Origin of the sequence: Microbacterium terrae (genome assembly GCF_017831975.1) — a bacterium.
GTDB classification, from domain to species: domain Bacteria; phylum Actinomycetota; class Actinomycetes; order Actinomycetales; family Microbacteriaceae; genus Microbacterium; species Microbacterium terrae.
The window spans coordinates 1,210,599-1,232,937 of record NZ_JAFDSS010000001.1; the positions used below are offsets into that span (position 1 = coordinate 1,210,599).

A 22,339-nucleotide genomic window follows, 5' to 3' on the forward strand; every position below is an offset into this window, starting at 1 on the left:
GCGCCCTCACCCGTCGAGCGTCTTCTTCCAGGCGCCTGCGTAGGTCACCGGCACGAAGCCGATCGTCTCGTTGATCCCGAGCATGTGGCGGTTCTCCTCGGCGTTGAACGTCGACACCTTCGGCGACCGGGGTGCGACGGTGCGCCAGCGGAGCAGGTTGGCGCACTTCACGATCGTCCCGAGACGCCGGCCCCGGTGCTCCTTGAGCACGAGGGTGCCGTACTGGTGCGTCGTCGCCTCGGGATCCTCGCCGATGACGAGCTCGTTGTACGCCGCCACCTGACCGGTGCTCCGATGCACGACGACCGCCACCGAGACGGTCAGACCCTGGCGGGCGAGTCGCGCATCGCGGCGCTCGACCCGCTCGGCGTCCCAGTGCTGCTCGTCGACGACGGTGTCACCGGTGGGGGCGTCCGTCGACATGCGCGAGATCGCGTATGCGAACCCGTCGCGGTACTCGGGCGGTGTCGGCGCCGTCCAGGTGACGAGCTCGTACTCGTCTCCGGCGACGGCGAGAGCCCCAGCGAGCATCTCCTCGACGATCGAGAAGTCGCCCTGCAGGTCGAAGGCGCTGTTGCGCTCGACCTGCCCGAGGGTGAAACCCGATCGCACGAGGAACCGCGTCTGCGAATCGTCGGCGGGGACCGAGCCGAACCCCGTGGGCGGAGCGAGCTGCTCCCCGCCGGCATCCGGGCGATGCAGCGTCCAGGTCTGGATGATGCTGCGCCCGCGTTCGCGTGCTTCGCGTTCGACCTCGGCGAGGAGGGCCTCTTCGATGCCGCCACCCCGGTGCTCGGGCTCGACCATCAGGTCGAACTCGATCGTGGTGGAATCGCCCTGGGCGCCCGTCATGAGCTTCACCGCGCCGACGACGTCGTCACCGCGCTGCGCGACGAAGCCGAGCTGCGTCCAGTCGGTCTGGTCCTGCCAGAACCCGAGCATCTCGCCCGGCTCCTCGTACAGGTCGTTGTGGCCCGACTCGGCGAGACAGACGGCATTCGCGATGCGGACCATCTCGAGGAACAGCGCCGCGTCGGGGGAGTCGAGCGTCTCGGGCACCGGGATGCGGGTGATCCGCAGCGCGCTCTGCGTGAGGATGTCGGTCATGACAGCACCTTCTTCCACGCGCCGTTGTACGCGATCGGGGCGAAGCCGATCGCCTCGTTGATGTCGAGCATGGGGCGGTTCTCCTCTGCGTTGTAGGTGATGACACGGGGCGAGTCGGGTACGAGGGCCCGCCACGAGATGAGCCCGGCGCACTTGACGAGGGTGCCGAGCTTGTGACCGCGGTGGTCTTTCAGCACCAGGGTGTCCTCCTGGTGACTCGCCGTCGTGCGGTCCTTGCCGACGACCAGTTCGTTGAACGCGCACAGCTCGCCGGTGGCGATGTGCTGCGCGGCGGTGACCTGAAGGGTCTGGCCGACGTCGGTGTAGCGGGCGTCGTGCTCGGCGATGCGCGCGGCATCCCACGTCTCCTCGTCGAACTCCATCGCGGCCGCCGGTGCGTCGGTGGCCATGCGCGACTTCATCCACGCGTAGCCGTCGGCGTACTCGGCCGGTGTCGGGGCGAACCACTGCAGCACGCGGTAGTCGGACGAGGCCGCCTCGGCCTGCGCGAGCAGGGACTCGACCGCGCCGAACCCGGCGAGCAGATCGAAGGCGCTCTCACGCTCGATCTGCTCGAGCGAGTAGCCGTGACGCAGATAGAAGCGGGCCGCGTGGTCTTCGGGGATCTCGCCGAAGCCCGTCGGCGGGGTGAGCCGGGGACCGTCGGCGGTGGGATGCTGCGCCCACGACTGCAGCACGCTCCGACCGTTCTCGCGGGCGTAGGACTCGACGATCTCGTAGGCGGCTGAGCCGATACCGCGACCCCAGGCTTCGCGGAGGAGCTCGATGAGCCAGAAGGCCACCTTCGACCCCTCTTCGAGCGGCAGGTCCACGCCGACCCGGCCGATGACGCGGCCGTGCTCGAGCACGATCCACATCTTCCGGGTCTCGTACTCGCTGCTGCGCAGGTGCGGGAGCAGCTCGTCGGCCGGCATGGCGTCGTCGTCATGGCCGGTGATCTCGCGATAGACGAGGTTGCGCACGTGCACCATCTCGAGGAGGTCGCCGGCATCGGGGGAGTCGACCGATTCCGGGAGTGCGAGCGGCCGGAATTCGACGTCGGGAGTGGTCATGATGGAGCCTTCTGTTCGTTGCGTCTTCGGTTCAGGGTGGGGGTCCGCCGGCGTGTGGACGGCGCCGGCGGACCCCGGGTGAGGAGCCGCCGACGTGTGGACGTCGTCGGCGGCCCCCGCTGTGGAAGTCGATGCGGTCATCGGGGACTCATCGACTGGGCGTGAGGATGGCCTCACGCAGGTAGGCGTGCTCACGCGCGGAGCGCGCTGCCTCGGTGTGCACGATGCGCGACTGGCGCTCGTGGTCGAACGGGCGGGTGCTCCAGATCAGCAGCCGCAGACCCACGTTGAGGGCGATGCGGTCGGTGATCGTGGTGCGCGGGGCGCGGCTGGGCAGCCGCAGCGTATCGGGGATCCCCGAGGTGCGCTGCGGCGCGAGGAGAGAGTGCTCCATGGCAGTTCTCGCTTTCACATGGTGGAGGAGGTGCCCGACGCGGTTGCTCGGGCGGGAGGCCGTGCCGCAGCACAGCGGGAGGTGGCAGGATCGTGCGCGATGCCCGGGAGACGGGCGGCACAGGAGGGTCATGCCCGGAAGCGGGCAGAGTCCTTCCCTGCGGGGATCAGACGGCGGTGTGAACGCGAGCGTTCTGGCCTGCGCCGAAGGAGACGATCCCCGGTGCGAACGCGCGCACAGCGCCGCCGGCAAGAGCGGCGGTACCAGTGGTGGTCATGTGCATCATCGGGGATCTCCTTTCTCAAACTTCGGACGCGGAGAGTGACGCTATCCCCTCGACTGGGGTGACGTCAAGTGATTTCCCAGAATCGGGTGACTTCCCGGCGTGTCGCGCCGGCCGGGTCGATGGCGGACGGGCTCATCCGCGCGCGGCCCGCCTGCGCGGAAAGACGCGGAATCTCGGGTAGCGTATGGGCGTCTGTCGAACCGTGCGGAGGCTGCATCCATGCACCTGAAGAGCCTGACGCTCAAAGGGTTCAAGTCGTTCGCCCAACCGACGACCTTCGCTCTCGAACCCGGGGTGACGTGCATCGTCGGCCCGAACGGCTCGGGCAAGTCGAACGTCGTCGACGCCCTCGCCTGGGTGATGGGCGAGCAGGGTGCCAAGACTCTCCGCGGCGGCAAGATGGAAGACGTCATCTTCGCCGGTACGGCGACACGTGGGCCCCTCGGCCGCGCCGAGGTGCAGCTCACGATCGACAACAGCGACGGCGCACTGCCCATCGAGTACTCCGAGGTGAGCATCAGTCGCACGCTCTTCCGCAACGGGTCGAGCGAGTACGCCATCAACGGCGAGACCTGCCGGCTCCTCGACGTGCAGGAGCTCCTCAGCGATTCCGGCCTCGGCCGCGAGATGCACGTGATCGTCGGGCAGGGCCGCCTCGACGCCGTGCTGCAGGCGACTCCCGAGGACCGCCGCGGTTTCATCGAAGAGGCCGCCGGCATCCTCAAGCATCGCCGGCGCAAGGAGAAGACGCTCCGCAAGCTCGAGGCGATGGAAGCCAACCTCATGCGCCTGAGCGACCTCGCGGGCGAACTGCGCCGTCAGCTCAAGCCCCTCGGAAGACAGGCCGAGATCGCACGCGAAGCGGCCACGATCGCGGCGGTCGTCCGCGACGCCAAGGCGCGGCTGCTGGCCGATGAGCTGGTGGCGCTGCGCACCGAGCTCGCCGATCACGCGCGCAACGAGCAGGAGCGTCACACCGAGCGACTGGTGCTGCAGGATCAGCTCGACAACGTCCGGGCGCGGGTGGAGCAGCTCGAGAACGACCAGAGATCCGAGGTCGTCGACGATGCCCGGCGCACCGCGTTCGGCCTGGAGCGGGTGCAGGAGCGCGTGCGCTCGCTGTACTCGCTCGCCGGTCAGCGGCTGGCCCTGCTCGCAGAGTCCGACGCCGACGAGCGGCTCGAGCTCACCACCGTGTCGCAGGCGATGATCGACGAGGCCCGCGGTGAGATCGACGAGATCTCCGACGGCCTCGGAGAGATGCAGGATGCGGCGGCCGAGGCCTCCCGCGAGGTCATCCGCGCGCGCGCCGAGCTCGACGCGCTCGACTCCGACATCGCTGCGCAGAGTGCGCTCGTATCGGAGCACGACATGAAGCTCACGGCTCTGCGCGGTTCGGCGGAGGCCGCCGACTCGGCGCTGGCCGCCGTGCGCGCGGCAGTCGAGCGCCAGCAGCGGGCGCTCGACGCTGCGCTCGCGCGGCGGGCCGAGACGGAGGAGACCCTGCGAGGCGTCGACCCCGATCTCGTGCCCGAGGGCACGTCGGCCGAGCACGCCGCCGCGTACGAGCGTGCTCAGCGCGAGGCGACCGACGCAGAGTCGTCCGTCGGCTCGCTCCGCGAGCGCCTGCATGCCGCCGAGCGCGAGCGGGAGGCGCTGACCGCGCAGACCTCGGCGCTCGGCCGGGCCCTCGAGGTGAAGAACGCCGCCGCCGAGATCGTCGCGCAGGGTGCGCTGGGCGTGCGTGGCCTCATCGGCGACGCGATCAAGGTCACCGCAGGCTACGAATCGGCCATCGCAGCGGCGCTCGGCCCACTGGCGGAGGGTGTGCTCGTCGGGTCGCGCGACGAGGCGTACGCCATCGCCGCCTCGGCGCGAGAGGGCGACCTCGGCGTCGTCGACATCGCGATCGCCGACGCGGGCGCCATGCGTCCGCGCCAGTCGCCGCCTGCGGGAGTCGTCGCAGCGCAGGACGTCGTGACCGCCCCGGAGGGCGTGCTCGGCATCCTCGCCTTCGTCTTCATCGCCGACGACCTCGACGCCGCCGCAGCCGCGGGACCCGCTCTCGCCGCGGCCGACCTGGGCGGCCCGGTGACCGTGGTCACCCGTGCCGGCGAGGTCGTCACCGAGTACACCGTGCGCGCCGGATCGGGGGAGGGCCGCTCCCGTCTCGAGCTCGCCGCGGAGCGCGACGGCGCGGCCGAGCGCAGGGACGAGATCATCGTCGTCGCCGACTCGCTGCGCGAGGCGCTGACCGATGCCACGACCGCGCTCGAAGGCGCCCGCCGTCGCACCAAGGACGCATTGACCGCACTGCGCGAGCACGACGCCGCGCTCGCGGCCCACACCGAGCAGGTCAACCGGGCGACGGTGCGCCACGAGGCCGCGGTCGCGGAGTGCGACCGCCTCGCCGCCGGGCTCGCACAGGCGGAGTCGGCTGTGGAGGATGCCGAGGCGGCAGCGCGTTCAGCGGGCGATCAGCTGACGACGGCGCTGGAGGCGCCGCGTCCGATCCTCGACGCCTCCGCGCGCGACGGCATGCTCGCCGCGCTCGAGGAGGCTCGCGACGGTGAGATGCGCTCCCGGCTCGACGTCGAGACGTTGCGCGAGCGCATCCGCGCCGGCGAGGCGCGCGTGGCCGGGCTGATGCGTCAGCGCGAACGCGAGAAGGAGGCAGCGGCGGAGGCCGCGCGCCGGGCAGTGGTGCGCCGAGCGCAGCGCGACATCGCCGCCGGCGTGTCGTCCCAGCTGCCGGCGCTGCTCGATTCGATCGACCGCTCGGTGTCGCAGGCGCGGGTCGATCTCGCCGCGGCCGAGTCCGCGCGCATCGCGCTCACCGAGGAGCTCGGCGCGCTCCGCACGACCGAGTCGTCGCTGCGCGAGCGTCTCGCCGGTCTCACCGAGAGCGTGCACGGCATCGAGCTGCAGATCCATGAGAAGCGGCTTCACGTCACGGGGCTCCTCGAGCGGGTCGCCTCCGAGCTGGGGCTCGATGAGAACATTCTCGTTTCGGAATATGGACCGGATCAGGCCGTTCCCGCTGACGTGGGTGGCGACGACGCCACAGTGCCGTACGAGCGCAGCGCCCAGCGCCGGCGGCTCCAGGAGGCCGAGCGGAAGCTGACCCAGCTCGGCCGTGTGAACCCGCTCGCCCTCGAGGAGTTCGCCGCCCTGGAGCAGCGGCACAAGTTCATGACCGAGCAGCTGGCCGACCTGACCCAGACGCGCACCGACCTCCTCACGATCATCGAAGAGCTCGACGAGCGCATGCAGGTGATCTTCCTCGCCGCGTTCGAAGACACGAAGGTCGCCTTCGGGGAGGTGTTCCCGATCCTGTTCCCCGGCGGCACCGGATCGATCTCGCTGACCGATCCCGAGTCGCCGCTGACGACCGGCATCGAGGTGGCGGTGCGCCCCGTCGGCAAGAAGATTGAGCGGCTCTCGCTGCTGTCGGGCGGGGAGCGGTCGCTGGCTGCGGTGGCGCTGCTCACCGCGATATTCAAGGCGCGGCCGAGTCCCTTCTACATCCTGGACGAGGTCGAGGCGGCACTCGACGATGCGAACCTCGGGCGGCTCCTCGGGGTGTTCGAGCAGCTGCGGGAGTCGAGCCAGCTCATCGTCATCACCCACCAGAAGCGCACGATGGAGATCGCCGACGCCCTGTACGGGGTGTCGATGCGGCAGGACGGCGTCTCGGCCGTCGTCGGCCAGCGCGTGGGCGAGCGCGTGGCGAGCTGACCGAACCGTAGGCTGGACCCATGGCAGAGAAGTGGTCCCTCGGCAGCGCGCTGCGCGGCATGTTCGTCAAGCCCACCATCGACGAGACGACCTGGGACGACCTCGAGACCGCGATGCTGACCGCCGACTTCGGGCCGGATGTCACCGAGCGGATCGTCGACGAGCTGCGCGACAAGGTCGAGCGCTACCGCACGACCGACCCGAAGGACCTCCAGCGCATGCTTAAGGAGACTCTCGAGGAGCACTTCGCGAAGTTCGACACGACCCTCAAGCTCACCGAGCGTCCGGCCGTGGTCCTCGTCGTGGGGGTGAACGGCGTCGGCAAGACCACGACCATCGGCAAGTTCGCCAAGTTCCTCGGCAGATACGGCCGCTCGGTGGTGGTCGGCGCGGCCGACACGTTCCGCGCGGCCGCCGTCGACCAGCTCGCGACCTGGGCGGAGCGCGGGGGAGCGCAGATCGTGCGTCCGCAGCAGGAAGGCCAGGACCCGGCATCCGTCGCCTTCCAGACCATCGAGTACGCCAAGCGGACCGGCACCGAGATCGTGCTCGTCGACACCGCCGGTCGCCTCCACACCAAGGGCGGGCTCATGGACGAGCTCACCAAGATCCGGCGCGTCATCGAGAAGCAGGCACCCATCAGCGAGGTGCTGCTCGTGCTCGACGCGACCACCGGCCAGAACGGCGTGATGCAGGCGGAGGCGTTCCTGCAGCACGCCGCCGTCACCGGCCTTGTCATCACCAAGCTCGACGGCTCGGCCCGCGGCGGCTTCGTGTTGGCCGTGCAGGAGCGCACCGGCATCCCGGTGAAGCTGCTCGGTCAGGGCGAGGGCATCGACGACCTCACGGGCTTCACGCCGCACGTGTTCGCCGCCGCCCTGGTCGATTGATGTCGGTCCGGTTCGCGCGACATCCGCGCAGGTCTACCGTCCTCGCGCGGGTTGCGGTTTCATAGGGCCATGGCGATCGAGCACGATTACTTCGGACTCCTCGAATCAGGTCCCGACGGATCGATCTTCTGGTCCGAGACTGTGGAGCTCGGTGACCAGGCGGTGACCGTCGACCTCACCGCGCCCGATCAGGACGATGTCTCGGAAGCGGCGCTCGACGTCGCGGCAGCGCTCATCTCGGCGCTCGAGGATCTCGACCTCAGCGCCCGCAACGCCATGGTGAACGAGCTCAGCGACCGCACCAGCGAAGTGACCGAGTACATCCTGCAGCAGCAGGAGGCGCTCGGCGAAGAGATCGAGGACCTGCTGGTCGACATCTCCGGCGACACCCACATGGACGTCATCCGCTCGCTCCAGCTGATGAGCATGACGATCCTCGCCGACGAGCACGGGGGCGCTGACCCGTTCGCCGTGCTCGAGTACGCGCTCGATCCCGACGCCACCGACGAGGTGCTGCTGGTGAACCTCGGCACCGACGGCTCGGTGCTCTCGGTCACCTCGGCCGACTGACGCCGGCGCACGGCCGACCGACGCCGGCGCACGCCGGGCCCCCGGGTCAGACGGCCTGGGCGAAGCCCTGTTCGGCGCCTTCTGCGATGTGGGCGAGGTGCGGGGGGATCTCGCGACCCTTCGACACCATGGACTGGGCCCACAGGCGTCCGGCTCGATACGAGGAGCGCACGAGGGGTCCGGCGAGCACCCCGAGGAATCCGATGCGCTCCGCCTCGTCCTTGAACTCCACGAACTCCTGAGGCTTCACCCAGCGGGCGACCGGCAGGTGCCGCGGCGTCGGACGCAGGTACTGCGTGATCGTCACGATGTCGGTGCCGGCGTCATGAAGATCGCGCAGCGCCTGCACGACCTCCTCCGGCTCCTCGCCCATGCCGAGGATGAGGTTCGACTTCGTGATGAGGCCGGCCGCGCGGGCCTGGGTGAGCACGTCGAGGGACCGCTCGTAGCGGAACGCGGGACGGATGCGCTTGAAGATGCGGGGCACCGTCTCGACGTTGTGGGCGAACACCTCGGGCCGGGCATCGAACACCTCGCCGAGGAGCGCGGGGTCGCCGTTGAAGTCCGTGGCGAGCAGCTCGACTCCGGTGTTCGGGTTGAGCGCGTGGATCTGCCGGATCGTCTCGGCGTTGAGCCACGCACCGCCGTCGGGAAGGTCGTCGCGCGCGACGCAGGTGACTGTCGCGTAGCGCAGATTCATCCGCACGACGCTCTCGGCAACGCGCCGGGGCTCGTCGACGTCGTAGTCGGCGGGTTTGCCGGTGTCGATCTGGCAGAAGTCGCAGCGCCGGGTGCACTGCGAGCCGCCGATGAGGAAGGTCGCCTCGCGGTCCTCCCAGCATTCGTAGATGTTCGGGCACCCGGCCTCCTGACAGACCGTATGGAGCTCCTCGGTCTTCACGAGAGCGTGCAGGGCCTGATACTCCGGCCCCATCTTCGCTTTCGTCTTGATCCACTCGGGTTTGCGCTCGATCGGCGTCTGGGCGTTGCGCACCTCGAGGCGGAGGAGCTTGCGTCCGTCCGGGGCGGACGACGGACCGGCTGCCGCGGGCGTGCCGCAGCCGCTCATGCGTTCACCGCCGAGAGCTCGGTGGCGTACTCGTCCTGGAAGGCGCGGGAGACGGCGCCGAGGATGTCGCTCGGAGCGATGTCTTCGCCGATGATCTCGCTCACCGTCGTGACACCGGCATCCGTGATCCCGCACGGGACGATGCCGCGGAAGCCGGCGAGCGTGTTGTCGCAGTTGAGGGCGAAGCCGTGCATGGTCACACCCTTCTGCACGCGCACGCCGATCGCCGCGACCTTGTCCTCGCCGAGCGGTCGATGCACCCAGACGCCGCTGCGACCCTCGACCCGGTAGCCGACCACGTCGAACTCGCGCAGCACGCCGATGAGCACGTGCTCGAGGCGGCGCACGTGTGCGACCACGTCCATGGGCTCGGGCAGCCGCACGATCGGATAGCCGACCAGCTGTCCGGGCCCGTGCCAGGTGATCTTGCCGCCGCGGTCGACGTCGACGACCGGCGTTCCGTCGGTGGGACGCTCGTGCCTCGCTGTGCGCGCCCCCGCGGTGTAGACGGGCTCGTGCTCGAGGAGGAGCAGCGTGTCGGGCCGCTCTCCGCTCACGACCTCGGCATGCACCTGGCGTTGCAGGGCCCAGGCCTCGAGGTAGGGGACGTAGTCGGGGGCGAGCCCCACCGTCTGGATGTCGAGCATCGGTTCCTCCGCTTGTGGCGACGTCGCTGCAGATTTCTGGATCGCGTCCAACAATACGTCACCGACGACTCGCGCCCTACGCTGGGGCCATGGCATCGGCAATCGGACGCCCGCGGGCGTCGTCGCGCGAGACCCTCGCCGAGGCGGCGACCGAGCTCTTCCTCGAGCAGGGCTTCGAGGCGACCTCGATCGTCGACATCACCACGCGAGCGGGGGTGAGCCGGTCAAGCTTCTTCAATTACTTCGGATCGAAATCCGACATCCTCTGGGCAGGTCTCGACGAGCAGATCGGCGTGCTCCAAGAGCGGCTCGCCGCAGACGAAGACACGGATGCCGCGCGGGCAGTGCTCGCCGCCGTGCGGGCGATCGGCGACGGATTCATCCCCGACAGCCTCGCCCTCGGCATCGTGAGCGCGACCGCGATGGGCATCGTCGACGAGCTCGAGCGCGAGGCGGCGCTGCGGCGGGCGCGCATCGCGCGCGTCGTCGCCGAGCGTCTCGCCCGCGGCGGAGCCGACCGCCTCCACGCCGACGTGGCTGGGGCCGCCTGGGGCGGCGCGGTGCTCGCGGCGATCGACGCGTGGGCGCACGACGGCGCGGGTCGCACGTCGCTCGCACGATTCCTGGCGCTGGCCGCGGACGCGGCCGCGCCGGTGTCGTCGCCGGTGCCGGTCGGCGAGGTTGCTCAGCTGCGCGTCGTGGTGCAGGCGGCGGCGTTCGAGCAGACGCTGGCGTTCTATCGCGACGTCGTCGGGATGCCGCAGGCCGAGGCGTACGAGGCGGACGGCGGGGCGCGGGTCGCCATCCTCGCCGCGGGCCGCGCCACGCTCGAGATCGCCAATCCGGCGCAGGTCGACTTCATCGATCGGGTCGAGACCGACGGCGATGCGCCGAGCGACCGCATCCGCATCGCCCTCGAGGTCGCCGACACCGACGCGGCGGTCGCCCGGCTCGACGCCGGCGGCGCCGAGGTCGAGGCATCCGCCCGGGTGACGCCGTGGAACTCGCGCAACGCACGCCTCCGCGGCCCCGGCGGCCTGCAGCTCACCCTCTTCCAGGAGCTCGGTCCGGCGTAGCGCGGTGGAACCTGCTCGCCTGTCGCGAATGGATGCCGTGGGCTGCCACTTGTGACGGGCGAGCCGAGCGCGCTTCGTCATGCCTTCACTCAGCTGTCGCGAATGGATGCCGCGCCCGGTCACCCTCGACAGGCGAGCGCGAGTTCGGGCGGTGCGGACGAAACGGATCGAGGCGGACACGTCGAAGATGACGGCATCCCCGACGATGGAGGAACGATGACCCCCGACAGCCTCGACGACCTGCTCGACCGCTCGGCTCCCGCGACCCGCGCGATCGACGACCGAGCACTCACCGCGATGATCGCGGATGCTCGCAGGGAGGTTCCGCGCGGGCGCAAGCGCCGCGGCGCGCTCCTGGCCGGCTCGCTCGCGATCGTGATGCTCGGCGGAGCGGGCCTCGCCACCGCCGATTCGGACTGGCTCTGGGGCGCGGGCATGGACGACCCCCGGCGGAGCGTCACGTACACGTCGCCGACGTGGGGTGCGTGCGAGCTTCGCCTGGGCGAGCTGCGGGCGGCGAATCCGCTGGCGCAGGCGGGCATCGATCGGGTCGTCGACGCCTGGTTCGCCGAGACTGATATCGAGAGCGAGATGGCGCCCCTCATCGGGAAGTACCTCGCGGTGCTCGAGGACTCGCAGGCCGGGGATCCGGAGTCTCTCGCAGACCCTCGCCGCCCCGATCTGAACTACTGGGGCGCGGTGGATCTGTCGGTCGCCGAGCTGCTGCACGATGAGCTCACGGAGCACGGGTACACCGGCCCCGGTGCCGGCCTTGCGTCCGGGGCGAGTCAGGTGCACTGCGAAGGGGAGCAGTGGCGATGACCGGCCGCGGCGACGCCCGCCTGACCGCGGCGCTCACCGCGGCGTCGCCCGACCTGCTCGCGTACCTCCAGCGCCGCGTCGGCGTCGACGATGCCCCCGACCTCCTCGGCGAGACGATGGTCGTCGCCTGGCGGCGGGCATCCGACCTCCCCGGCGACCCCGAGCGCGCGCGGATGTGGCTGTTCGGCATCGCCCGCAAGACGCTCCTCAACCACGCGCGCGGCGAGCGCCGGCGGTGGGCGCTGGCCGACCGCATCCGCTCCCACACGACGGATGCCGCGGCGCCGGCCGCCGACGAGGGCGCCGAGGTGCGCGACGCCCTGGACCGCCTCGACGCCGACCTGGCGGAGCTGGTGCGGCTCGTGCACTGGGAGCGGTTGTCGCTGGTGCAGGCGGCCGAGCTCCTCGGCATCCCCGATTCGACGGCGCGCACCCGGTACGCCCGTGCGAAGGATCAGCTGCGTGCAGCGCTCGGGGTGCGCACGGCGTGAGATGCGCCCGACGCTGAACCGGCCGGCGCGCGCCGTGACGCGCGGCGGCGCGCACAGGAGGCCGGGGTGGGGCATCCGCTCGCGTAGAATCAGGGCATCATGGCGACTTTCGGCACACTCTCCGACCGGCTCACCGAGACCTTCCGCAACCTCCGCACCAAGGGCAAGCTCACGCCCGCGGACGTCGACGGCACGGTCCGCGAGATCCGGCGCGCTCTGCTGGACGCCGACGTCGCGCTGGTCGTGGTCAAGGACTTCACCGCGAAGGTGCGCGAGCGTGCCCTCGGCGACGAGGTCAACAAGGCCCTCAACCCGGCGCAGCAGGTCGTGCAGATCGTCAACGAGGAGCTCATCGCCATCCTCGGCGGCGAGCAGCGCCGCCTGCAGTTCGCCAAGAACCCGCCGACCGTGATCATGCTCGCGGGCCTGCAGGGATCCGGAAAGACCACGTTCGCCGGCAAGCTCGCCAAGCAGCTCGAGAAGGACGGCCACACCCCGCTCCTCGTCGCCTGCGACCTGCAGCGCCCGAACGCCGTCAACCAGCTCCAGGTGGTCGCCGAGCGCGCCGGGGCGGCCATATACGCGCCCGAGCCCGGCAACGGAGTCGGCGACCCGGTGAAGGTCGCGCGCGACGGCGTCGAGGTCGCTCGCCGCCAGCAGCACGACATCGTCATCATCGACACCGCCGGCCGCCTCGGCGTCGACGCCGAGCTGATGAAGCAGGCCGCCGACATCCGCAAGGCCACCGACCCCGACGAGGTGCTCTTCGTCATCGACTCGCTGACCGGCCAGGATGCCGTCAACACCGCGAAGGCGTTCCAGGACGGCGTCGACTTCACCGGCGTCGTGCTCTCGAAGCTCGACGGCGACTCGCGCGGCGGCGCGGCGCTCTCGGTCGCGAGTGTCACCGGACGCCCGATCATCTTCGCGTCCACGGGTGAGGGCCTCGACGACCTCGAGGCGTTCCACCCCGACCGTATGGCCAGCCGCATCCTCGACCTCGGCGACATCCTCACCCTCATCGAGCAGGCTCAGCAGGCGTTCGACGAGGAAGAGGCGCTCAAGGTCGCTGAGAAGCTCGCGACCGAGCAGTTCACGCTCGAGGACTTCCTCGAGCAGATGCAGCAGATGCGCAAGATGGGCTCGATGAAGAAGATGCTCGGGATGCTCCCGGGCATGGGCCAGATGAAGCAGCAGCTCGACGACTTCGACGAGCGCGAGATCGACCGCACCGAGGCGATCATCCGCTCGATGACGCCGGCCGAGCGCCGCAACACCAAGCTGCTCAACGGGTCGCGCCGCCTCCGCATCGCGCGAGGCTCGGGCATGACCGTCACCGACGTCAACCAGCTCGTGCAGCGCTTCGAGCAGGCGGCCAAGATGATGAAGACCGTCGCGAAGGGCGGCATGCCGAACATCCCCGGCATGGGTCCGATGCCCGGTGCACGACCCGGAGCGTCGGCCAAGCGCGGCAAGCAGCCCAAGGCGAAGGGCTCGCGCTCGGGCAATCCGGCGAAGCGCGCCGCCGAGAACGCGGGCATCGCCGCTGCGGCGCCGAGCGCGCCGACGGGCTCGGGCTTCGGGCTCGGCGGAGCGAAGGGCGCGCCGACCGAGGCCGACCTCGCCGAGCTGCAGAAGATGCTCGGCCGCGGCTGACCCGATTCCTGCCGGTGCCGGCTCAGCCGTCGGCGAGGGCGAGGTGCTCGCGCAGCGACGGACCCTGGCGGAACTCGCGGATGAGGTGCATCACGACCTCGCGCAGGTCGCCGTCGGCCGCATCCGCCACCGTGAGCTGGCGTGAGTAGCTCGCACCCTGGGCGAGGATGCGCTCGACCCCGGCGAGCTCGCGGGCGCACTTGAGCTCGGCCGCGATGTCGGCGACCTGCTCGAGGGTCTCGGCGAGATGCTCGGCGACCGGGCGCTGCGTGCCCTCATGATCGACGATCACGCGGGCGTCGAGTCCGTAGCGCGCTGCGCGCCACTTGTTCTCGCGGATGAACCACGGCTGGATCGTCTCCAGCGGCAGGCCCTCGTCGATGCGGCGGGAGAAGTACTCGACGAGCGTCTGCACGAGCGCTGCGACGGCGGCGAGCTCGGGGAGGGTCGACATGCCGTCGCACGCGCGCACCTCGATGGTGCCCCACCGCGGTGCCGGGCGGATGTCCCATCTCACCTCGGTCGCGTCCTCCATGACCCCGGTGGCGGCCATGTCGGCGAGGTATCCCTCGAACTGGCTCCAGTCCTGCAGCGGCCACGGAAGCCCGGCCGTGGGCAGCTGCTGGAACACGAGGGCGCGGTTCGAGGCGTATCCCGTGCGCTCACCGGCCCAGAACGGGCTCGACGCCGACAGCGCCTGCAGGTGGGGGAGGTAGACCGACAGCGCGTTGATGATGGGGAAGACCTTGTTGACGTCCTCGACGCCCACGTGCACGTGGATGCCCCAGATCATCATGTTGCGCCCCCACCACTGCGTGCGCTCGATGAGCTTGTGGTACCGCGTCTTGTCGGTCACCTCCTGCTCGTACCATTGCGCGAACGGATGGCTTCCCGCGCACAGCAGCTCGATCCCGCGGGGGTCGCCGAAGGTGCGGACCGCCGCGATGGCGTCGGCGATGTCGTCGACGGCTGCGGCGACGGTGTCTCCGATGCCGCTCGTCAGCTCGATCGTGTTGGTGAGCAGCTCGCCCGTCACGGTGTACCGCTCGAGCGCGGACGCCTCCTCGAGCGACTCCAGCACCTCGGGTGCGCGGGGCACGAGTTCGCCGGTCTGGCCGTCGGCGAGCATCAGCTCCCACTCCAGGCCGACGGACGCTCGGGCTGATGTCGCGAAGGGCACCGTCATGCGCACAGTCTGGCACGCCGACACGCGGAGGCCACCGGTTCGCGGCATCCGGGGTCATCTGGCAGAATAGAGGGCTGGTGGCCGCGCTCGACCCTCTATCCAGCGCCGGCATCCTCCCTCAGAGCTTCCGCCGGGTGTGCACCCCACTCTCCAGGCGATCGGTTCAATCACTTTCCACACATTCAGGAGAATCGTGGCTGTCAAGATCCGTCTCAAGCGGCTCGGCAAGATCCGTGCCCCGTACTACCGCATCGTCGTCGCCGACTCGCGCACCAAGCGCGATGGTCGTGTCATCGAGGAGATCGGCAAGTACCACCCCACCGAGAACCCCTCGTTCATCGAGGTCGACACCGACCGTGCGCAGTACTGGCTGTCGGTGGGCGCTCAGCCGACCGAGCAGGTGCTCGCCATCCTCAAGCTGACCGGCGACTGGGGCAAGTTCCAGGGCGACGCGAACGCCGTCTCGACCGTGAAGACCGCTGAGCCCAAGGCCGCGTTCGAGGTCGACTCCGCCAAGAAGTCGGTCATCAAGCCCAAGGCTGAGAAGAAGGCCGAGGCCGCTCCGGCAGCCGACGCTGAGGCCGAGGCTTCCGCCGACCAGGCCGACGCAGAGTAATCCGTTGCTGGCCGCCGCGCTCGAGCACGTCGTCAAGGGGATCGTCGATCACCCCGACGACGTGCGTATCGACTCCTCCACGTCGCCCCGCGGCGACGTGCTCGAGGTGCACGTCCACCCCGATGACCGGGGTCGTGTGATCGGGCGCGGCGGCCGTACGGCCAAAGCCCTGCGCACCCTCATCAGCGCCCTCGCCGACGGACGCCGTGTGCGCGTCGACGTCGCGGACGACTGAGGTGTCAGACGCAGGAAAGGATGCCGGCGCACCCGCGCCCGCATCCGAGAAGACCAAGGTCGGCGCTGCGCCGACCGGCCGCACCCAGCTGCGGGTGGGGCGCCTCGTCAAGGCCCACGGCCTGAAGGGCGCCCTCAAGCTGGAGCTGTACACCGACGACCCCGACGGCCGTTTCACGGCCGGCGCGACGTTCACCCTCCAGGTGCCCGAGTCGTCGCCGTGGCACGGCAAGCCGCTCACGGTGCGCGAGTTCCGCTGGATGAACAGCCACCCCGTCGCCTTCTTCGAGGGTGTGGACGACCGCGACACCGCCGAAGAGCTCGTCCGTGCGATCCTCTGGATCGACGAGGACCCGCGTGCGGTCAGCACCGAACCCGATGCCTGGTACGACCACCAGCTCGTCGGTCTCGACGTCGTCCGCGACGAGGTCGTGATCGGCCGGATCGTCCGCGTGGAGCACCTGCCCGCACAGGACCTGCTCGTCATCCGGGCAGCCGGCGCTGCATCCGACGACGAGGTCCTCGTTCCGTTCGTCAAGGCCATCGTCCCCGAGGTCGACCTCGCGGCCGGACGCGTGGTCGTCACCCCGCCCGCGGGCCTGTTCGAGCCGCTCCCCGAGAGCGATGCCGAGGGCGACAGCGACTCGGCCGATGCGGCCGCCGCGGACGACGACGCATCCTGACGTCCTCACACCGTCTCCCGGGTGACCGTGAGGTCGGTGTGATCGTTCGGTAACACGCCGCGCGTGCCCGTGGAACATCGGTCGGCGACCATGGGGGGATGAGCCTCACCGCGCAGTCATCCGCCGCGCGCGCCGACGCACCCACGTCGACGACTCGCACGGTGTGCTCGTACTGCGGCGTCGGCTGCGGCATCTCGGTGACGTCGACGCGTGACGGCGACGGCGCCCTCACGGTGGCGAAGACCGTGGGCGACCGCATCCACCCGACGAACGCCGGCCGTCTGTGCACCAAGGGCGCGACCCACGTCGAGCTGATGGCGGCTCCGGGTCGCATGGTCTCGGCCCACATCCGGCAGGACCGCGGCGATGCCCCCGAGCCGGTCGCGCTCGACGAGGCAGTCGCGGTCGCGGGGGCGCGGCTGCGCGCGATCGTCGACGAGCACGGGCCCGACGCGATCGCCCTGTACGTGTCGGGGCAGATGTCGATCGAAGCGCAGTACCTGTCGAACAAGCTCGTGAAGGGGTACCTCCGGGGCCTGCACATCGAGTCGAACTCGCGCCTGTGCATGGCCTCGGCGGGCACGGGCTACAAGCAGTCGCTCGGCGCGGACGGCCCTCCCGGATCGTACGAGGACTTCGACCGCACCCACCTGTTCTTCGTGATCGGGTCGAACATCGCCGACTGCCACCCGATCCTGTTCCTCCGGATGGCCGACCGGCTCAAGCAGGGCGCACGGCTCATCGTCGTCGACCCGCGCCGCACCGCGTCGGCCGATCGGGCCGACCTCTTCCTGCAGATCCGGCCCGGCACCGACCTGGCGCTCCTCAACGGCCTCCTCCACCTGCTGACGGTCGCGGGAGCGATCGACGCCGACTTCATCGCCGCGCACACCGAGGGCTGGGACGCGATGCCCGCCTTCCTGGCGGACTACACGCCCGAGCGGGTGGCGGAGACCACCGGCCTCGCCGAAGAGGACATCCGCACGGCCGCGCGCTGGATCGCGGAGTCGGGGGAGTGGATGACCCTCTGGACGATGGGTCTCAATCAGTCCACCCAGGGCACGTGGCACACCAATGCGATCTGCAACCTCCACCTCGCGACGGGCGCGATCTGCCGGCCGGGCAGCGGCCCCTTCTCGCTCACCGGGCAGCCCAACGCCATGGGCGGGCGCGAGATGGGCTACATGGGCCCGGGCCTTCCCGGACAGCGCGCCGTGTTCAGCGCGGCCGACCGCGCGTTCGTCGAAGGCGTGTGGGGCATCGAGCCGGGGAGCATCCGTGCCGAGGCGGGCGGCGGCACGATCGAGATGTACCGGGCGATGGCGGAGGGCGACATCAAGGCGGCCTGGATCATCTGCACCAACCCGGTCGCGTCGGTCGCCAACCGCAAGAGTGTGATCGCCGGCCTCGAGCAGGCCGAACTGGTGATCGCGCAGGACGTCTACACCGAGACCGCCACGAACGCGTACGCCGACATCCTGCTCCCCGCGACCCTGTGGGTCGAGTCCGAGGGCGTGATGGTCGGCAGCGATCGCACGATGACCCTCGTCCCGCGGGCGGCGACGGCCCCCGGCGACGCCCAGCCCGACTGGCTGCTGATCTGCCGGGTGGCGCAGGCGATGGGCTTCGTCGAGGGATTCTCCTTCGGAAGCTCCGCAGAGGTGTTCGACGAGATCCGCCGCTTCTGGAACCCGCAGACGGGTTGGGACGTGCGCGGCGTCGACTACGAGCGCCTGCGCCAGGGGCCGGTGCAGTGGCCGGCGCCGCCCGACGACGCCGAGACGCGGCATCCGATCCGCTATCTCAACGACGGGGTCAGCCAGTCGCTCCACTCCGAAGACGACGGCACCGTGCCGCGTCTGGCTTTCGCGACGCCGAGCCGGCGTGCGCAGTTCTTCGCTCGGCCGCACCTCGGCCCTGCTGAGCTTCCTGACGACGACTATCCGCTCGTGCTCACCACCGGTCGCCTGCAGCACCAGTGGCACACGATGACGAAGACGGGCAAGGTCGCCAAGCTGATGAAGCTCAACGCCGAGCCGTTCGTCGAGGTGCACCCGACGGATGCCGCGGTGCTCGAGATCGCCGACGGCGACATCGTCGAAGTGTCGTCACGGCGGGGGCGTGTGGTGCTGCCGGCGGTCGTCACCGAACGGATGCGTCCGGGGGCGATGTTCGCGCCGTTCCACTGGAACGACGAGCACGGCGAGTACCTGACGGTGAACGCCGTGACGAGCGACGCCGTAGACGCGGCCTCGCTGCAGCCCGAGTTCAAGCACGCCGCAGTGGCGCTGCGGCGCGTGGGGTCGGCCCCGGCGCCTGCGGCCCCGACCGCTGCCGGGGCGGTGCGTGCACTGCTGGAGGCCGCCGGCACCGCGCCGGTGCTCACCGATGCCGAGGCGGCGTACGTCGCCGGCTTCGTTCAAGCCCTCGATGCAGTTCCCCTCGCCCCGGGCGCGGTCGCGGTGCTGCCGGATGCCGCGCCGCTGGGCGACCTCGCACGCGGCTGGTTCGGGGGAGTGCTCGCGGGCATCGCAGCCCGGATCGAGGCCGCCCCGGCGACCGAGACGCCCGTCGGCGGCGACGCCGTCACCGTGCTGTGGGGCTCGCAGACGGGCAACGCCGAGGAGCTCGCACTCGGATGCGCGGCTACGCTCATCGCCCGGGGCATCGAAGCGCGCTCGGTGAGCATGCTCGACATCGATGCCGCGGCGCTCACGGGCATCGGGCGGCTCCTCGTCGTCACCTCGACCTTCGGCGACGGCGGTCCGCCCGACAACGCCGCCGACCTGTGGGCGCAGCTCGCAGCCGATACGGCGCCGCGTCTGGACGACCTCGAGTACGCGGTGTTCGCGATCGGCGACCCGAGCTACGACGACTTCTGCGGCCACGGCCGCGAGATCCACGACCGCCTCGCGGCGCTCGGTGCGACGGCCTTCCTTCCGCGCGTGGACGCCGAACCCGAGTACGAGGGCCCGGCGGCGACGTGGATCGAGCAGGTCGTGGCGGCCTTCGGCGGTGTCGCCGCAGCCGTGCCGGCCGCACCGGCGACCCGACGACTGTTCACCCGCGCGAACCCGGTCACGGCGCCGCTCGTGACGAACCGACTGCTGAGCGCCCCCGGGTCGGCCAAAGAGGTGCGCCAGTTCGGGTTCGACCTGCGTCACACCGGTGCGACCTACGAGGCGGGCGACTCGCTCGGCGTGGTCGTCGCGAACTCCGCAGCAGTCGCCGATGAGTGGCTCGGCCTGACCGGGCTGTCGCCGCACACGGTGATCGAACTCGACGGACAGGAGCGCTTCCTCGGCGACGCCGCGCGCCGCAAGCTCGACGTCACCCGGGTGACCCCGGCCCTGCTGGAGTTCCTCGGTGAGCGCAGCTCCGACCCGCACCTGGCGACGCTGCTGCGTCGCGACAGCAGGCAGCGACTGGAGCAGTACCTGTGGAGCATGCAGGCGATGGACCTGCTCCGCCGCTTCCCGGTGCGCGCCGATGCGTCCGAATGGGTGGACGTGCTCGGCCGGCTGCAGCCCCGGCAGTACTCGATCTCGTCGAGCCCGAAGAACTCGCCCGACGAGGTGCAGCTGACGGTGTCGGTCGTGCGGTTCGACACCGAGGACGGTGTCGGGCGCGGCGGCGTCGGATCGACGTACCTCGCCGACGGGTCCGCGGCCTCCGGCGTGCCGGTGTACCTGCAGCGCTCGGCGCACTTCCGTCCGCCGGTCGATCCCGACGCCCGCATGATCATGATCGGCCCCGGCACCGGCATCGCGCCCTTCCGCGCGTTCCTCCACGACCGGCGGGCGGACGGGCACACCGGCCGCAACTGGCTGTTCTTCGGCGAGCAGCACGAGGCCACCGACTTCTACTACCGCGACGAGCTGCTCGAGATGCGAGACGACGGCTTCCTCACGCGACTCGACGTCGCCTTCTCGCGCGACCAGCGCCAGAAGGTGTACGTGCAGGACCGCATGATCGAGCACGGCGCCCTGCTGTGGCGCTGGCTCGAAGAGGGAGCATCCGTCTTCGTCTGCGGCGATGCCAGCCGCATGGCGACCGACGTCGACAACACCCTCACCGCCGTCGTGCGCCAGCACGGCGGCATGAGCGAGGAGGATGCGCTGGAGTACAAGCGCACCCTCACCGCGCAGAAGCGCTACGTGCGCGACGTCTACTGACGCGGCATCCGTCCACCTGCCGGCGCGGATCACCCGCGGCCGGACACGACGGAAGCGGGGCCGGACACCACGAGAGCGGGGCCGCATCCGATGTGGATGCGGCCCCGCTCTCGTGGTGGGTCTGCCGGTCAGATGCGCTGCTTGGCGAATGCCGCACGGGGGATCACGTACACGGTGAACGTGATGACGAGGAGCGCGACGTACGCCGCGACGAAGCCGTAGAACGCCGCGATGTACGAACCGGTCGCGAGCTGCGACGCGTTCAGCACCTGCGGGATCACGAAGCCGCCGTACGCGCCGATGCCGGAGATGATGCCGAGCGCAGCCGCGGACTTGCGGAGCTGCTTCTTCGCGGCGTCGGTGTCGGGCTCGATGCCCTTCGCGATCGCCCGGGCGGCGAAGATGTTCGGGATCATGCGGTAGGTCGACCCGTTGCCGACGCCCGTGGCTGCGAACAGCACGAGGAAGCAGAGCAGGAACACCCAGAAGTTCTGCAGCGGCAGCGTCCAGATGAGCGCCAGCGCCCCGAGAGCCATCAGTGCGAAGGCGATGACGGTCATCCGCGCGCCGCCGATACGGTCGGCGAGCTTGCCGCCGTACGGCCGGGCCAGCGAGCCGACGAGGGCGCCGAGGAAGGCGAGCGTGATCGCCGTCTGGCCGATCTGGATGGTGCTGAAGTCGGGGAACAGGTCGGCGATGAGCTTCGGGAAGACGCTCGCGAAGCCGATGAACGAGCCGAACGTGCCGATGTACAGCAGCGACATGAGCCACAGGTGCGGTTCGCGCAGCGCCGCGGCCGATCCGGCGAAGTCGGCCTTCGCCGACGACAGGTTGTCCATGTAGCGCCATGCGCCCCACATCGCCACGAGGATGAGGGGGATCCACATCCAGCCGGCGAGCGAGATGTTCGTCACCGCGCCGGCGCCGATGGTCACCGCGATCGGCACGGCGAACTGGGCGACCGAGGTGCCGAGGTTGCCTCCGGCGGCATTGAGCCCGAGCGCCCAGCCCTTCTCCTTCTGCGGGAAGAAGTAGGTGATGTTCGCCATGGAACTGGCGAAGTTGCCGCCGCCGAAGCCGCCGAGAGCGGCGACGAGCAGGAGGACGCCGAACGGCGTCTCGGGGTTCTGCACGACGAAGCCGAGCAGCGTCGCCGGGATGAGCAGCAGACCGGCCGAGACGATCGTCCAGTTGCGGCCGCCGAAGATCGCGACCATGAAGGTGTAGGGGAAGCGCAGCGTCGCGCCGACGAGGCTCGGCACCGAGATGAGCCAGAACAGCTCCGAGCTCGTGAGGGTGAACCCGGCCGCAGGGAGCATCACGACCACGATGCTCCACAGCTGCCAGATGATGAAGCCGAGGAACTCGGCGAAGATCGACCAGCCGAGGTTGCGCCGCGCGATGCCGCGCCCCTCGGCCTTCCAGAACGCGGTGTCCTCGGGGTTCCAGCCGTCGATCCAGCGGCCGGAACGGTGGGTGAGGGTGGTGGTGCTGACCGACGACGCGGCGGGTGATGCCGCGTCATCCGTCGTCGACGGGGTGACGGTGCTGGTCATGACGCCTCCAGAGGTGGGGGTGATTATGACCCCAGGCTAGAAAGCTCGTGTTTCAGCCCTCACCCCTGCG

18 protein-coding genes are annotated in these 22,339 nt (G+C 70.3%); 11 read left to right on the plus strand and 7 right to left on the minus strand.

The window, feature by feature from the left end; translation table 11 throughout:
* Positions 1–6: 6 nt before the first annotated feature.
* From JOD63_RS05585 to JOD63_RS05595, 3 genes are all read right to left on the minus strand, one after another.
* On the minus strand, positions 7–1,107 hold the full coding sequence (locus JOD63_RS05585; protein WP_045276259.1) for a GNAT family N-acetyltransferase: 1,101 nt from the start codon (positions 1,105–1,107) through the stop codon (positions 7–9).
* Positions 1,104–2,180 carry a GNAT family N-acetyltransferase gene (locus tag JOD63_RS05590; RefSeq protein ID WP_045276258.1) on the minus strand — a complete coding sequence of 359 codons (1,077 nt, stop codon included), beginning with the start codon at positions 2,178–2,180 and terminating at the stop codon, positions 1,104–1,106. Before JOD63_RS05590 ends, JOD63_RS05585 begins: the two co-directional genes overlap by 4 nt.
* Before the next feature lie 148 nt (positions 2,181–2,328).
* Entirely contained in the window at positions 2,329–2,574 is a 246-nt protein-coding gene (locus JOD63_RS05595; protein WP_045276257.1) for a hypothetical protein, read from the minus strand.
* Positions 2,575–3,079: 505 nt separating this feature from the next.
* Here JOD63_RS05595 and smc point away from each other — a divergent pair.
* The 3 genes from smc to JOD63_RS05610 all read left to right on the plus strand — a co-directional run bounded on the left by smc (position 3,080) and on the right by JOD63_RS05610 (position 8,058).
* Positions 3,080–6,598: a chromosome segregation protein SMC gene (smc, locus tag JOD63_RS05600; RefSeq protein WP_045276256.1), complete on the plus strand. Its 3,519-nt coding sequence runs from the start codon at positions 3,080–3,082 to the stop codon at positions 6,596–6,598.
* A 20-nt stretch (positions 6,599–6,618) separates the two neighbouring features.
* Entirely contained in the window at positions 6,619–7,488 is an 870-nt protein-coding gene (gene ftsY / locus JOD63_RS05605) for a signal recognition particle-docking protein FtsY (protein ID WP_045276255.1), read from the plus strand.
* A 69-nt stretch (positions 7,489–7,557) separates the two neighbouring features.
* On the plus strand, positions 7,558–8,058 hold the full coding sequence (locus tag JOD63_RS05610; RefSeq protein ID WP_045276254.1) for a DUF2004 domain-containing protein: 501 nt from the start codon (positions 7,558–7,560) through the stop codon (positions 8,056–8,058).
* Between the two features lie 46 nt (positions 8,059–8,104).
* On the opposite strand, the gene lipA is transcribed toward JOD63_RS05610, so the two are convergent.
* Together lipA and lipB are read right to left on the minus strand one after the other, a co-directional pair.
* Complete coding sequence (gene lipA, locus JOD63_RS05615) at positions 8,105–9,127, minus strand: lipoyl synthase (protein ID WP_045276253.1); 1,023 nt, start codon at positions 9,125–9,127, stop codon at positions 8,105–8,107.
* Positions 9,124–9,774 (minus strand): lipoyl(octanoyl) transferase LipB, encoded by a 651-nt coding sequence (gene lipB, locus JOD63_RS05620; RefSeq protein WP_045276252.1) that lies wholly within the window; start codon positions 9,772–9,774, stop codon positions 9,124–9,126. Before lipB ends, lipA begins: the two co-directional genes overlap by 4 nt.
* Before the next feature lie 89 nt (positions 9,775–9,863).
* Between lipB and JOD63_RS05625 the strand changes: the two genes are divergently transcribed.
* The 4 genes from JOD63_RS05625 to ffh all read left to right on the plus strand — a co-directional run bounded on the left by JOD63_RS05625 (position 9,864) and on the right by ffh (position 13,819).
* Positions 9,864–10,850, plus strand: a complete 987-nt coding sequence (locus JOD63_RS05625; RefSeq protein WP_045276251.1) for a TetR family transcriptional regulator — start codon at positions 9,864–9,866, stop codon at positions 10,848–10,850.
* A 216-nt stretch (positions 10,851–11,066) separates the two neighbouring features.
* On the plus strand, positions 11,067–11,672 hold the full coding sequence (locus JOD63_RS05630; RefSeq protein WP_045276250.1) for a hypothetical protein: 606 nt from the start codon (positions 11,067–11,069) through the stop codon (positions 11,670–11,672).
* Entirely contained in the window at positions 11,669–12,163 is a 495-nt protein-coding gene (locus JOD63_RS05635) for an RNA polymerase sigma factor (RefSeq protein ID WP_045276331.1), read from the plus strand. Before JOD63_RS05630 ends, JOD63_RS05635 begins: the two co-directional genes overlap by 4 nt.
* 99 nt (positions 12,164–12,262) lie before the next feature.
* The gene (gene ffh, locus JOD63_RS05640) at positions 12,263–13,819 is read left to right on the plus strand and encodes a signal recognition particle protein (RefSeq protein ID WP_045276249.1); all 1,557 of its coding nucleotides are present in this window, start codon (positions 12,263–12,265) and stop codon (positions 13,817–13,819) included.
* Between the two features lie 22 nt (positions 13,820–13,841).
* On the opposite strand, the gene JOD63_RS05645 is transcribed toward ffh, so the two are convergent.
* A complete protein-coding gene (locus JOD63_RS05645; RefSeq protein ID WP_045276248.1) occupies positions 13,842–15,005 on the minus strand; it encodes a glutamate--cysteine ligase in 1,164 nt (387 codons plus the stop codon).
* A gap of 193 nt (positions 15,006–15,198) precedes the next feature.
* Here JOD63_RS05645 and rpsP point away from each other — a divergent pair, with 193 nt between their 5' ends.
* The 4 genes from rpsP (at position 15,199) to JOD63_RS05665 (ending at position 20,713) form a co-directional block, all read left to right on the plus strand.
* On the plus strand, positions 15,199–15,621 hold the full coding sequence (rpsP, locus tag JOD63_RS05650; RefSeq protein ID WP_045276247.1) for a 30S ribosomal protein S16: 423 nt from the start codon (positions 15,199–15,201) through the stop codon (positions 15,619–15,621).
* Positions 15,622–15,625: 4 nt separating this feature from the next.
* Positions 15,626–15,856 carry an RNA-binding protein gene (locus JOD63_RS05655; RefSeq protein WP_045276246.1) on the plus strand — a complete coding sequence of 77 codons (231 nt, stop codon included), beginning with the start codon at positions 15,626–15,628 and terminating at the stop codon, positions 15,854–15,856.
* A gap of 1 nt (position 15,857) precedes the next feature.
* A complete protein-coding gene (gene rimM / locus JOD63_RS05660) occupies positions 15,858–16,538 on the plus strand; it encodes a ribosome maturation factor RimM (protein ID WP_084613588.1) in 681 nt (226 codons plus the stop codon).
* Positions 16,539–16,636: 98 nt separating this feature from the next.
* The gene (locus tag JOD63_RS05665; RefSeq protein WP_045276245.1) at positions 16,637–20,713 is read left to right on the plus strand and encodes a bifunctional nitrate reductase/sulfite reductase flavoprotein subunit alpha; all 4,077 of its coding nucleotides are present in this window, start codon (positions 16,637–16,639) and stop codon (positions 20,711–20,713) included.
* 128 nt (positions 20,714–20,841) lie between these two features.
* Here JOD63_RS05665 and JOD63_RS05670 read toward each other — a convergent pair whose 3' ends face one another.
* A complete protein-coding gene (locus JOD63_RS05670) occupies positions 20,842–22,269 on the minus strand; it encodes an MFS transporter (protein WP_045276244.1) in 1,428 nt (475 codons plus the stop codon).
* Positions 22,270–22,339 lie beyond the last annotated feature (70 nt).